8 protein-coding genes and 1 pseudogene are annotated in these 13,112 nt (G+C 72.0%); 5 read left to right on the top strand and 4 right to left on the bottom strand.

Features of this window, described 5'->3' with window-relative positions; all coding sequences use genetic code 11:
* Window positions 1-7 precede the first annotated feature (7 nt).
* Window positions 8-979 carry a GlxA family transcriptional regulator gene (locus IE251_RS13915; protein ID WP_189753220.1) on the top strand — a complete coding sequence of 324 codons (972 nt, stop codon included), beginning with the start codon at window positions 8-10 and terminating at the stop codon, window positions 977-979.
* A gap of 126 nt (window positions 980-1,105) precedes the next feature.
* Here the strand turns inward: IE251_RS13915 and IE251_RS13910 are convergent, their stop codons facing one another.
* The 3 genes from IE251_RS13910 to IE251_RS13900 all read right to left on the bottom strand — a co-directional run bounded on the left by IE251_RS13910 (window position 1,106) and on the right by IE251_RS13900 (window position 7,759).
* Entirely contained in the window at window positions 1,106-1,879 is a 774-nt protein-coding gene (locus tag IE251_RS13910; protein WP_189753219.1) for a hypothetical protein, read from the bottom strand.
* A complete protein-coding gene (locus IE251_RS13905; protein WP_189753218.1) occupies window positions 1,876-3,063 on the bottom strand; it encodes a hypothetical protein in 1,188 nt (395 codons plus the stop codon). Before IE251_RS13905 ends, IE251_RS13910 begins: the two co-directional genes overlap by 4 nt.
* A 916-nt stretch (window positions 3,064-3,979) precedes the next feature.
* Window positions 3,980-7,759, bottom strand: coding sequence for an nSTAND1 domain-containing NTPase (locus tag IE251_RS13900; RefSeq protein WP_189753217.1), 3,780 nt, complete (start codon window positions 7,757-7,759; stop codon window positions 3,980-3,982).
* 512 nt (window positions 7,760-8,271) lie between these two features.
* On the opposite strand from IE251_RS13900, the gene IE251_RS13895 reads away from it, so the two are divergent.
* The gene (locus IE251_RS13895) at window positions 8,272-9,369 is read left to right on the top strand and encodes a GH25 family lysozyme (protein ID WP_229896741.1); all 1,098 of its coding nucleotides are present in this window, start codon (window positions 8,272-8,274) and stop codon (window positions 9,367-9,369) included.
* Window positions 9,348-9,653 (top strand): annotated as a pseudogene (locus tag IE251_RS42090) (DUF2690 domain-containing protein); the annotation flags it as partial. The gene IE251_RS13895 and the pseudogene IE251_RS42090, both read left to right, overlap by 22 nt.
* A 244-nt stretch (window positions 9,654-9,897) precedes the next feature.
* Here the strand turns inward: IE251_RS42090 and IE251_RS13885 are convergent.
* Window positions 9,898-10,833: an ABC transporter ATP-binding protein gene (locus tag IE251_RS13885; protein WP_189753215.1), complete on the bottom strand. Its 936-nt coding sequence runs from the start codon at window positions 10,831-10,833 to the stop codon at window positions 9,898-9,900.
* A 284-nt stretch (window positions 10,834-11,117) separates the two neighbouring features.
* Here IE251_RS13885 and IE251_RS13880 point away from each other — a divergent pair, with 284 nt between their 5' ends.
* Together IE251_RS13880 and IE251_RS13875 are read left to right on the top strand one after the other, a co-directional pair.
* On the top strand, window positions 11,118-12,014 hold the full coding sequence (locus IE251_RS13880) for a LysR family transcriptional regulator (protein ID WP_189753214.1): 897 nt from the start codon (window positions 11,118-11,120) through the stop codon (window positions 12,012-12,014).
* On the top strand, window positions 12,004-13,083 hold the full coding sequence (locus IE251_RS13875; protein ID WP_189753213.1) for a LysR family transcriptional regulator: 1,080 nt from the start codon (window positions 12,004-12,006) through the stop codon (window positions 13,081-13,083). The genes IE251_RS13880 and IE251_RS13875 overlap by 11 nt, the downstream gene beginning before the upstream one ends.
* Window positions 13,084-13,112 lie beyond the last annotated feature (29 nt).

Below are 13,112 nucleotides of genomic sequence, written 5' to 3'. Positions count from 1 at the left end.
TGTTCCCGTGTCGTCCTCCCGTATGCGTCGTGTCGCCGTCCTGGTGCTGGAGGGTGCCAAGCCGCTCGATGTCGGCATTCCCGCCCAGGTGTTCACGACCCGGGCGAGCATGCCGTACGAGGTGCGGGTGTGCGGTGCCGCGCCCGGTCTGGTGACCGGCGGTGACGGCCTGTCGTACCACGTCGCCCACGGCCTCGAGGCGCTGGAGTGGGCCGAGACCGTCTTCATCCCCGGTTACCGGTTCCCGGACCGGGAAGACCCGCCGGCCGCCGTGGTCGAGGCGCTGCTCGCCGCCCACGCCCGGGGCGCGCGGCTCGCCGCCATCTCGACGGGCGCCTTCGCGCTCGCCGCCACGGGTCTGCTCGACGGCAGGCGTGCCACGACCCACTGGCACTACACCCGGGCGCTCAGGGCGAGGCATCCGCTGGTCCGGGTCGACGAGAACGTCCTCTTCGTCGACGAGGGCAGCGTGCTGACGTCGGCCGGCGCCGCCTCGGGCATCGACCTGTGCCTGCACATCCTGCGGGGGGACCTCGGGGTGGCCGCGTCGAACCACGCGGCCCGGCGCCTGGTCGCGGCCCCCTACCGCAGCGGCGGTCAGGCGCAGTACGTGCCGCGCAGCCTGCCCGAGCCGCTCGGCGAGCGGTTCGCCGCCACCCGCGAGTGGGCGCTGCACCGGCTCGGCGAACCCCTCACCCTCAAGGCGCTCGCCCGGCACGCGGCGGTCTCGCCGCGCACCCTCTCCCGGCGCTTCGTCGAGGACACGGGGTACACACCGATGCAGTGGGTCATGCGGGCCCGCGTCGATCTGGCCCGTGAGCTGCTGGAGCGTACGGAACGCAGCGTCGAACAGATCGCCGCCGAGGTCGGTCTCGGCACCGGCACGAACCTGCGCACCCACTTCCAGCGCATCCTCGGCACCACCCCGACCGAGTACCGGCGCACCTTCGTCCGGCGGGACCAGCCTGGACCATCGTGAGGTGATCGACGCGATAGCCTCACGATGATCCAGGAGAAGCCGACTCGGCCGGTGCGGCCGCACGGTCCGGATGATCCTCACGGCCCTCTGCCGCCCGCTGTGTCGGGACGGCTCCGTGGTGTCGGATCAGCTGAACACCGCCAGTGGCTGCACGTCGAGCACCGCGTCCTCCGAGACCCAGCCGATGACCACGCCCAGGCACACCCGGGGCCTCTTGTCGCCCTGTTCCAGACGCAGTCCCTCCTTGCGGCAGCGCAGGCGTACCCGGGCGACCGAGGGGGGATCCCCGTAGGGCGCGGTGAAGACCTCATGTCCGTCGGACGATGCGGTGGCGTCGCGCGTGAAGGAACCCCTGAGCAGGACGAAACGACCGCTGATGTCGCTCAGGCGCAGCGTTGTGCTGTCGGACCGGCCGGTGAGTGCGAGGCGCAGCGCCGCGTCGCGGTCCACGGTTCGCTGCCTCAGGTCTGCCGTGACGACGGCGTTGCTGCGGGAGAGCCCGTCGATCAGGACCTGGACCACGGAGATGGGTTCGTGGGTGTCGATGTACTTGGTGATGACCTCACTGCTCTGCCGTACGTCCGCCTTCGAGGTGAGGGAGGACAACATCGGCACAGTGAACTCCGCGCCCTTGGACCTGCTCACACGGTGCTCCACTTCCTGGCGCAGGGCCTCCGCGTAGCGGTTGAGCTGGTAGACGTCCATGATGCTGCGGTCGTCGAGGTAGATGCACATGGTGTCACCGACCACATGCTGTGACGGATCACCACGGTGTCCCCGTCGGCGAAGCAGCAGGATCACCATGCACACCAGAGACACCGCGGTCACCAGCCATACGGCCATCTCGTAACGGTTGATGTCCCACCACAGGCCGTCGGAGAAGACGGGCACCGAGGTCACCGCCCTTCGCTCGGCGACGTGGTGTGGCCATGGACGTGCGAGGGACACGGGCCTCCCTTGATCTTGGTGATCATGGCCTCCAGCACCGAGAGATCCGGCAGGGTCACCTTCGTCCTGTCCACCGTGTCCTCCTGAGGGGCGGGAACGCCCTGACTGCGCAGATAGTCCCTCAGCTCGTGGCCGTCCTCGGACGAGTGGAGCTGGTAACCGAGTTCCGTCTCCCGGCGGAGCAGTTCCGGGTCACCCTCCAGCAGCTCGCCGAGACGGTCCGCCTGGTGGTTCAGGGCGATGTAATGCGGCTCCGACAGCAGTTGTGTCTTCGGGTAGAGCAACACCCGTTGCGTGTCCACATGACCGTGCGCCGCCCGGTAGGCCGTCTGATAGGTGAGGAACTGGTGCTCGTAGAGAACCGCGACGGGAGACTGACGGCTGCCGTTGGAACTGACGTAGGAGGAGTACAGGCCGTCACTCGGGGCGCCCTGGCCGCCGAATACCTGCTTCATGGCGGGTGCGAGTGAGGGAACCGTCTGTTTCGACAGCACACTGTCGTTGTTCAGGGTGAAGGCGGCGAGGCTGAGATAGCTGTCCGCCGAGTTGGACTCACAGATGTCCGAGGTCTGGGCGAGGATCTTGTTGTCGTTGCGGTAACCGTACTTCTGCACGTTCAGGGAGTTCCACTTGGTGTTGCGCAGCTCCAGGAAGCGCGCCATGTCGACGGTGTAGTACAACTGCGGGCCGGCAGGCACCTTCTCGGGCTCGGCCGCGTGTATCGCGGTCAGTGCCTTCGCGTAGGGCGCGAAGGTGGCGAGGACCAGGGGACTGTCGAAGGGGTGGAAGTCCTTGCTGTAGAGGCCTTCTTCCTGCCGCCTGACGTAGATCAGGTCGGCAGCGGGCTGGCCCGAGGGAAACACGAAGTCGAGACCGTTGAGGCTGCCGGTCGCCACCTCTCGCGAACCCGCGCTCGTGATCTCCACCTTCAGACCGTTCTTGCGCAGGATCCTGACGATCTGGGGGTCTTTGAAGAGGTCACCGACGGACGCCAGACGGCCCCGCAACGTCGTGACGCTCTCGAAGGGCAGCAACAGCTTTCCCGCGTGTTGCAGCTGATGGAGACCCGCGCCCGCCAGGACGAGGGCCATCAGAAAGGGCAGGGCGCGGACCAATCGCCGGCGCCGGGTTCGCATGCGCGGGACTCGTGGGCTGAGGACGGGTTCCTCCATCGGGCCCGAGGGACCCGGCGGTAAGTTCGTGTCCGGTTCCGGTGTCGTGCCGCTCATCCGTCCCTCCTGGTGTGGGCATGCCGGCTCGGTCTCCTCATGCCGGGGTTCCTGGGTTCGCCAAGGGCTGCTCCGCGACTCCGGAGGCCGCCGGCCTCCACCTCGAGTCCCGGGACGACGCGGGCCGAACCGCCGCCCGATGACGCATACCTCAACGGTTGTCGCCTGGGGAGCTTCTTCGTCTTCGGCAGGTCTGCCTCGCCGATCTCCCGCCAGTACTCGACGCGGTGGAGCCGGGCGGGGTGTTCACCCGGACCGCGACGGTGATCCTCCGGAAGTCCACGCGCCCACCCCCGTGAGGTGCGCGGACAGCGGGTCGGTGGTCCCAAGCCGGGTAGCCGTAGCCCTGGATGACGTACTTGGTGTGGTTTTTCCGGTTTCCCGGGCGCATGCGGGTCCATCGGTGTGACGGCGTCCGGCACGGCCGGTTCGGCCGGCAGCAGCTCCCGGCCGGGGGCGAGCGGATCGGTCGCGAACGCGGGTGCCTCTGTCTGCTCGCGGGTGGCGGGACCGTGTTCCCGCGGGGTGACGGAATCGGTCACGGCCGCTCCTTCGTGCTGTGTGCGAAACGGCGGATGACGACCCCGGCGCCCGGGTGCGCATGGCCGGTTTCGCTGTTCGGCGCCCGCCGCACACCAGGTTCCGGGCCTGGCGGTTGTTGCGCAGGCCCGTGCCTCGGCGTGAAACAAACGTCCGCGGGCGCAATGGTGGCTGGGCCCGTGTCCGGCTCAGGCGGAGAGCTTCCGCTCCGCCGCCGTGGCACCGGTTCCACGCGGCGGCTGCACTCACGTGGACACGCCGCCGGACGCGCCGGGAAGGCGTGTCAGGTGCGGCACGGATCGGTGTAGGGACGTTCGCGTACGTAGTCCCGCCATTGCGCCGGGGTGAGCAGACCGGCGGTGCTGGTGCAGATCCGCCGGACGGCCGGACCCAGCCCGAGGGGCGTGAACTCCACCAGTCCGTCCGGCCCCGCTGTCGCCAGGAGCCGTCCGTCCGGGCGGTACGCGGCCGTCTCTATCGCCGTGGTGTGCCCCGCGGTGAGCGCCTTGCCCCAGGGTTCCGGTCGCGCGGAGTCGGACAGGTCCCACAGCAGGACGCTGCGGTCCTCACCGGTGGAGGCCAGCGTGCGGCCGTCCACGCTGAAGCCCACCCAGCTGACCCGGCCGGTGTGACCGGTCAGTGCTCTGCCGTGGGCCGAGGCGTGCGCGGGCGTGCCGACGTTCCACAGGCGAACGTCGTGGCCGACGCCGGCGGTGGCCAGCAGCCGTCCGTCGGGGCTGAAGGCCCCCCACAGCGTGCCCCCCGTGTCACCGGTCCGGATGTCCGGCAGCCGCCCGGAACGGGCAGGGTCGCGAATGTCCCACAGGCGGACCTTGTCGTCCTCGCTCGTACTGGCCAGAGTGCGGCCGTCCGGGCTGATCCCCGCCCAGTGGACGCGGCTGATGTGGCCGGTGAGCGGGCTGCCCAGGGCAGCGGGATGTGCGGGGTCGGCGACGTTCCACAACCGGAGGGTGTAGCGGGGGCCGCCGGTGACCAGTACACGGCCGTCGGGGGTGAAGGCCAGTACGCCGTCGCCCAGGTCCTTCCCGGCGGCGCGGATCCTGCCCGTCCGTCGGGGGTCGGACGGTGCGGAGACGTCCCACAGCCACACGTCACCGTCCTCGTCGGTGTTCGCCAGTAACCGGCCTCGCGGCTGGAACACCGCCCGCACGGCGCGGTGCCTGCCCGGCAACTCACTCAGTTGTCTGCCTCGTACCGGATCGCGGACGTCCCACAGTCGTATCCGTCCGGCGCTCGTGCTCGCCAGGGTTCGGCCGTCGGCGCTGAACGCGATGCTGGTGACGTTGCCGAGGTGACCGGCGAGGACGGCGTGCGGCAGGTGCCACAGCCGTACGGTGTGGTCGTCGCTCACGCTGGCCAGCGACCGCCCGTCGGGGCTGAACGTCAGCCAGTCGACGAATCCGGTGTGGCCGATCAACGGCTGTCCGAGGGCGCCCGGATGCCGTGGGTCGGAGACGTCCCAGAGCCGGATCGCATGGTCCGCGCCGGCCGTGGCGAGGGTCCGCCCGTCCGGCGAGAAGGCCACCGCGAGCAGCGTGTCCGTGTGTCCGGTCAGTGGCTGACCCAGTGGTTCGGCGTGCGCCGGGTCGGACACGTCCCACAGGCGCACCTTGTAGTCGTTGCCCACGCTGGCCATGATCTTGCTGTCACGGCGGAAAGCGACCGCGTAGACGACGTCCGGGTTGCGCAGTGGCTCGCGCCACAGCCGCGGGTGGGCCGGATCGGTGACGTTCCAGAGGCGGATCGTGTGGTCGTGGCTGGGGGCCGCCACCGTCCGGCTGTCCGGGCTGAAAGCGGCCGAGGAGACGGCGTCGCCGGCCCCGGCGAGCGGCCTGCCCAGCACCGCCGCGTGCGCCGGGTCGGAGACGTCCCACAACCGTACGGTGCCGTCGTGGCCGGCGGTGGCCAGGGTGCGCCCGTCTCGGCTGAAGGACACGGAGAACACGAAGTCGGTGTGACCGGTCAACGGCCTGCCGAGCGCCTTCGGGTGCCGCGGGTCGCGGACGTCCCACAGCCGTGCCGTACGGTCCCGGCTCGCGCTGGCCAGGGTGTGACCGTCCGGGGAGAACTGCAGCCAGTACACCCAGTCGGTGTGCCCGGTCAGCGGTCTGCCCAGCGGTACGGGACGGGTGGGGTCGGCCAGGCTCCACAGCCGGATGGTGCGGTCACCGGAGCCTGTCGCCAGGGTCCGCCCGTCCGGCGAGAACGCCACCGCGTACACCGCCTGGGAATGGCCGTTCAGCGCGGAGGACAGGGCGATGTTCTGTGTGTCCAGCAGGCCCGCTTCGGCTACGCGACCCGGCCGCAGGCGGTGCGCCGCGAGGTACATCCGCGCCGCCAGCGATGGATCGGTCGCGGCCAGTTGCCCCGCCCCGGCCAGCACCTCCGCTGCCACTGCGCGGTCACGGCCGGCGCGGGCGAGCGAGCGCTGCTGGAAGGCGATGACCGCCGCCGTCGACGCGACCAGGAGGAGGGCGGACACCGCGGCCAGCAGGGCCCGGATGCGCCGGGCGGTGCGCGCGGCCGCCCGGCGTTCCTGCTCCCGGACGGCGATGCTGGCGTTGAGGAACGCCTCTTCGGCCGGGGTGAGGTCTTCCCGGTGCCCCGCGAGGGCTTCCTCGGCCGTGGCGAGGCGGGTGCCGCGGTAGAGGGCGCCGGTGTCCTGGTCGAGCGCGTCCCAGACGCGGGCGGCCTCGGTGAGCTGGCGGTGGACCCGGAGCCGTTCGCGGGCGTCGTCGATCCATGACTGCAGCCTCGGCCATGCGGTGATCAGCGCTTCGTGGGCCAGGTGCACCGTGTCGCCGTCCAGTGTGATCAACCGCGCGCGCACCAGTTGTTCCAGGACGGCGCCCGGCCCGGTGTGCCGGCCGGTGGCGCTCAGTGCCTGCAGTTCGGCAAGTCCGGCCGGACGGCTGGTGTCCTGCGCTCCTTCGCCGGGCGTGATGAGCCGCAGCAGGATGCGCCGGGCGGTTTCAGCCTGGTCCGGCGCGAGGCGGGTGTACAGCTCTTCCGCGGTGCGGGTGAGGGCGCCGTGGACCCCTCCGGCGGCCTCGTAGGCGGCCAGGGTGAGGGTGCGGCCCCTGCGACGGCGCCAGGTCTCCAGCAGGGCGTGGGACATCAACGGCAGTCCGCCGGGTTCCTCGGCGACGTCCTCGACGATCCTCGCCGTCAACACGCGTTCGACGATCAGACCCGCGGCGGTTGCGGGTTTGACGATCGCCTCGCGCAGTTCGGCCGGTCCCATGGGGCCCAGGAGGAAAGTGGCCTCGGTGAGGGCGGCGGCGAGCGGGCGGTGGTCGGCGCAGCGGCCGAGGAAGTCCGCCCGTACCGCGATCACCACCCGCAGTCTGCTCTCCGGCTCGACCGCGCTCACCAGCAGATCGAGGAAGGAAGCCCGCTCGGTCGGGTCCGAACAGAGAGTGAAGAGTTCCTCGAACTGGTCGACGACGACCACCGTGTCGCCGGGTTCTTCACGTGCCGTCAGGGCACGGGAGTGGGTGGATGCCGGGCGCGGGCCCGGGGTGAGGATCCGCAGGCCCGCCAGCCGGTACCCCGACGGCTGCTCCGCCTGGAGGGACGGCAGGAGCCCTGCGCGCAACAGGGAGGACTTGCCGCTGCCCGACGCCCCGGCCACCGCTACCAGGCGGCAGCCCCACACCCGCTCGGTGAGCCGGGCCACGAAGTGGTCGCGCCCGAAGAACAGGTGCCGGTCGCGGGGTTCGAAGCGGGCCAGTCCGCGGTACGGGGCGTCCGTGTCATCGGTGCCCGGCTCGGCGGCCGTGTCACGGGCAACGGCCCGCCAGCGCGGCTCCCACTCCCCCGGATCCCCACCGCACGCTCGCACGAAGGCCAAGACCACTTCGAGGGTCGGAAGCTGGCCGCCGGCGGCCGCCCTCGACAAAGTGGCGGCCGAATAACCCGTGCGCTGCGCCATGGCGCGGTAGGTCAGGCCTCCGGCCTCCTGGCGCAGCTTTCGCAAGTCGAACGCGAGACGCTGGACCGGCCCGGCCGCCGGATCCAGCGGTCCCTCACGACGCCCCATCCCATCCCCCGCGGTCGTCGCCGACACGGCGGGTCAACAGTGGCACCGTCGTCACCACGATCGCATCCCGTCCGTGCGTGTTTCGGCCGATCCGGCCCTCGCTCCGACCGGGCGCCGGCATTTGTTACAGGGGCGCCGCGGGGCTGCGCAACAACGGCACGGAGCAGCAGATTGGCACGGACGACAGCCGGCGGGGCGACGTGACCGTGGCCATTGCCGATCACGGAGCGGCTGTCCCCGTATGGGGGCACAGGGCCGGACGGCGCCCTTGCCGGTCGCTGGTCGTCGCAGAGGTGAAGCCCCCGGCTGAGGCACAGCGCGCGGCCGAGCGAAAGGACTCCTGAATGACGCTTCTTTTTCGAACTACCGGACGCTTACGTAATCCCGGAGACCTTCCCGGAGTCTCCCGCCGAGTCAGACGCGGTGTGCGGACGGGGACGCTCGGCGCGCTGGCCGCGGTGACCGTTGCGGTGTCCCTGTGGGCCTCTCCCGTGCGGGCATCGGCGTCTGCGGTGGCGACGGCCCAGGAGACGCAGCCACGGCGTGCCGCGGACGGTCTCGTACGAGGACTCGACGTCAGCGCGTACCAGGAGAGCGTGGACTGGTCCGCGGTCGCCGCCGACGGAGCGGCCTTCGCCTACGTGAAGGCGACTGAGAGCACCACCTACATCAGTTCCCGCTTCTCCCAGCAGTACGACGGTGCGGCGGCGGTCGGCCTGATCCGCGGCGCGTATCACTTCGCCAGACCCGACAAGTCCTCCGGCAGCGCCCAGGCCGACTACTTCGTCGACCACGGGGGCGGTTGGAAGCCCGACGGCCGGACCCTGCCAGGCGTCCTCGACGTGGAACCCACCCCGGGCCTGCCGTCCTGCTATGGGCTCGACACCACCGCGACCGTCCAGTGGATCGCCTCGTTCGACAAGGAATACCGACGTCGCACCGGCCGCCATCCGGTGATCAACACGAACACGGCATGGTGGTCGCAGTGCACCGGTGACTCCACCGCCTTCGCCGCCACCAACCTTCTCTGGATCGGCAGTTACACCGGCACTCCGCACCCCCTGCCCCACGGCTGGAACACCTACGCCTTCTGGCAGACCGCCGACTCGGGCACGTTTCCCGGCGATCAGGACCTGTTCAACGGCACCACACAGGATCTGCGCGACCTCGCCGCCAACGGCACCTGCACACCTCCACCGCCGCCACCGGCCAGAGCCTGGCCGGTCGTGCAGCAGGGCTACAACGGCCGCCAGGTGATCACCATTCAGTACCTGCTGAACGCACGCGGGGCGTCGTTGTCCGTGGACGGCTCCTTCGGACCGGCCACCCACGACGCCGTCGTCGCCTTCCAGACCCGCAACCAGCTCACCCCCGACGGCATCGTGGGCGCGAAAAGCTGGCAGGCGCTCGTCGTGACCGTCGCCGAAGGCGCTCACGGGCCGGCCGTCAGCGCGGTGCAGGCCGAGCTGAGAGCCCATGGGGCATCGCTGTCCGTGGACGGCTCCTTCGGACCGGCCACCCACGACGCCGTCGTCGCCTTCCAGACCCGCAACCGGCTCATCCCCGACGGCATCGTGGGCCCCGGCACCTGGCTGGCGCTGGTCAACTGACCGCGTCAACCCGGCGTGGGGGAACACAGGAATCCCCGAGACAGGACACCGGTCGTCAGGGGTACGCCGGCCGGTGCACCTCACCACAAGATCGAGGACATCCGCTTGCACCAGCGCCGCCCGGCTCCTGGCCGTCCGAACAGAACCGAACCGAACCGGAAAGCAACGGCCTGGACCCCGCCAGTACGACCTGCGCCAACGACGCCCGCACAGTGGCCGAGGGCAGCGACCCGATCACGGCGATGGAGCTGCGTTACAGCCCCTCATGCCGCGCTGCCTGGGGCACGCTTCGTGATCAGCGCCCCACGCTCGCCTCGGCCCCGGGTTCGTCCATCCGGGGCCGCCGGCCGTGCCGCCTCCGGCTCCGGCTCCGGCTCCGGCTCCGGCTCCGGCTCCGGCTCCGGCTCCCAACGAACACCGCCCCGGCGGTTGCGGGGAAGGAGAGCACCGGGATGGTGCGGGGCACGAAGGCGGTTGCGTCGGTGGCGAGCAGCGGCTTTCGCGAGGCGGACCGTTCGGGGGTCCGCCTCAGGGCGCGTACAGGTGGCACGCGACGCCCCCCGCGATCAGCCGCGGTTCCTCGTGGTGGCAGCGGTCGAAGGCCCGCGAGCAGCGCGGGTGAAAGGGGCAGCCGCCCGGTGGGTCGGCAGGGTCGGGTACGTCTCCGGGGAGTTCGGCGGGCAGCGTGCCGGACCCGTCCGGCCGGGGTACGGCGGCCAGCAGTGCCCGGGTGTAGGGGTGCCGTGGGTCGTCCCAGACCTCGGCGACCGGACCGGTCTCCACGATCCGCCCGAGGTACATCACCGCGATCTGGTCGCAGATCAGCCGTACGACGGACAGGTCGTGGCTGATGAACAGCAGCCCGGCGCCCGACTCGATGGCCAACGACCGCATCAGCATGGCCACTTCGAGCTGAGCGGAGGCGTCGAGGGCGGAGATCGGTTCGTCTCCGACGAGCAGCCGGGGGCGGGCCCCGAGCGCGCGGGCGATGGCGATGCGCTGCCGTTGGCCGTCGGAGAACTCCCGCGGGTACCGCTCGGCGGCGCCCGCCGGCAGCCCGACGCGTCTCAGGAGATCTTCCGGAGTGGTGCCCTGTGCCGCCTCGCCGCGCTCGGCGGCGGTGCGGATGCCGTCGGCGAGCTGCGTGCCCACCCGGCGGCGGGGGTTGAGGGAGCCGGACGGGTCCTGGAAGACCATCTGGACGCCGGTGAGGGCCGGGTCGCGACGGCGCATCCGCAGAGGGCGCACCGGTGTGCCGTCGTAGGTGATCCGGCCCGCCACCGGCCGGGTGAGGCCGCAGACCGCGCGGGCCAGGGTGGACTTGCCGCAGCCCGACTCGCCGACGAGTCCGACGGCCTCCCCCGCCCGTACCCGGAGGCTGACCCCGGCGACGGCACGGACGGGCGGCGCCCCCGGCCGGTGGTACTGGACGACGAGGTCGTCGACCGAGAGGAGGCAGGTCATACGGTGTGCCTTCCGAACGCCGGCCTGTCCCGGGCCGACGTCTTCGTCCGCATCGGCCTGGGCCACCAGGGCGGTGAACACCCGCTCCCGGGTGCCGTACACGGCCCACATCCGCAGCCGGTTGTAGACGCCCCGCCAGTTGCCGGGCTTCTCCGGCAGATCGCGTCGAACACCTCACGGTGGTCCCCGCCAGCGGCCACCCCGCTTCGGCGTCCGGTCCGGGAGCAACGCGGCCTGGCCTGCTGCGGCGGGTATGTCGTGCCGGTCCGGGTACGGTGCGGAGGGTGAACCGTCAGCAGCTGGAGTACTTCCTCGCGGTCGCCGAGCACGGCAGCCTCGGTCACGCGGCGGTGGCCGCCGGGGTGAGCCAGCCGTCGCTGTCGCAGGCTCTCGGCACCCTGGAGAAGGAGATGGGCGCGGCGCTGGTCCGCCGGGTGCGGCGGGGCGCCGTCCTGACGCCGGCGGGGCGCGTGTTCGTGCCCCACGCGCGGCTGCTGCTGCGTGAGCTGCGCAGGACGGGTGAGGTGACCGGCGGACCGGCCGGGGAGCTGGACCTGGTCACCACGCCGGTGTTGGCCGTCGATCCCTGCGCCCCGCTCCTCGGGCGGTTCCGCGGGCTGCACCCCGAGGTGCGGGTGCGCGTCCAGGTCACCGACCGCGACACGGAAGTGCCCGGAATGCTGGCGGACGGCCGGGCCGAGGTGGGCCTGGTCTATCTGCCCCTCGACACGGACGGCATCGTGGTGCGTCCGCTGGCCGAGCACGAGATCATGGCCGTCTTCCCGCCCGACGGACCGCCCCCGCCCGACCCGTTGCCGGTCCGGTGGCTGGCCGGCCGGGAAACGGTGGGCGTCACCGGTCACAGCCGCCGGCGCGCGCTGGTCGGTGACCATCTGACGGCCCACGGGGTGCGGCTGCGGGTCACGGTGGAGGTGGCACACCGGGAGATGGTGGTTCCCCTGGTGCTGGCCGGGGCGGGCATGTCCTTCCTCGCCGGGACGGCGGCGCGGTGGGCCGCCGGGCAGGGCGCGCGGGTCCGCCGGCTCGATCCGCCCCTGCGCCAGCGGTACGGGCTGGCGTATGTGCCCGGCCGGCTGTCCCCGGCCGCGCGGGCGCTGGCCGGCCTGGCGGTGGCACCGGACGGCGGAGGGCGCGTGGGTGGTGGGTCCTTTGCCGGGTGAACCGGGCCGGGGCGCGCCGTTCACCGGTCTTCGGCAGGCCGAGTACTTCCTGGCCGTGGTCGACAGCGGCGGCATCACCGCGGCGGCGCGCCGGCTGCACGTGGCGCAGCCGTCCCTGTCACAGACCGTACGGGCGATCGAACGGCAGGCGGGCGCCGAGCTGTTCGAGCGGACGCCGCGCGGTGTCGTCCCCACCCCGGCGGGCCGGGCCCTGGTGGAGCCGGCCCGGCGGCTGCTGGCGGCGCGCCGGGCGGCCGGCCGCGCGGTCTCGGACGTGGCGTCGCTGCGCGCCGGGCGCCTGGAACTGGTGGCGCACGCCTCGGTGGCGGCCGACCCGCTGGCGCGGGCGGTGGGCGGGTTCCGCCGGGCCCACCCGGGGGTCGGCGTGCTGGTGGAGGACGCGCCCGACGACGACGAGCTGGTGTACGCGCTCGCCGACGGGCGCCATGAACTGGCGGTGGTCTCACTGCCGTTGCCGTCGTCCCCCGATCTGGTGACGGAGGAGCTGGGGCACCACGACATCTGGCTGGCCATGGCTCCGGGCACCGCCATCGCACCGGGACCGGTGTCGCCGGCCCAGGTGAGCGCCATGCCGCTGGTGGCGGTCCTGCACGGCGGCTCCGCCCGGCACGCGATCCGCCGGGCCCTCGCCGACGCCGGACGGGAGGAAGGCACCGGGCACGAGGTAGGCACCGGGCATCAGCAGAGCACCGGGCACGAGCGGGACGCGGGGCGCGAGCAGGACGTGGGGCACGAGCAGGACGTGGGGCACGACAGCCGGGAGCCGGCTCAGGCGGTGCGCTCCTGGGCCGGTGTCGTCACCCCGCGTCTGGGTTCCGTCATCCCGCTGGTGCTGACCGGTGCGGGAGCGGCTCTGGTGGACCGCTGGTACGCCGAGCGCATCGCGGAGCAGGGCGGGGTCGTACGCCCCCTCGGCCCGCCCGTGCGCGCCCCGTTCGGGGTCGCACGCCGCCGCGAACCCCTCTCCCCGGCCTGCCGGGTGTTCCTGGAGATCCTGCGGGAGACATGCGCGGCACGATCCGCCGAGGGTCCGGGTCCGGGAGCGTAAGCCGGAACGTGCGTACGACTCCCCCGTAC

It is taken from the genome of Streptomyces eurythermus, assembly GCF_014649115.1.
In the GTDB taxonomy this organism is placed as follows: domain Bacteria; phylum Actinomycetota; class Actinomycetes; order Streptomycetales; family Streptomycetaceae; genus Streptomyces; species Streptomyces eurythermus.
The sequence above is the reverse complement of the archived record's forward strand: the minus strand, read 5'-3'. Positions and strand labels throughout refer to the sequence as shown.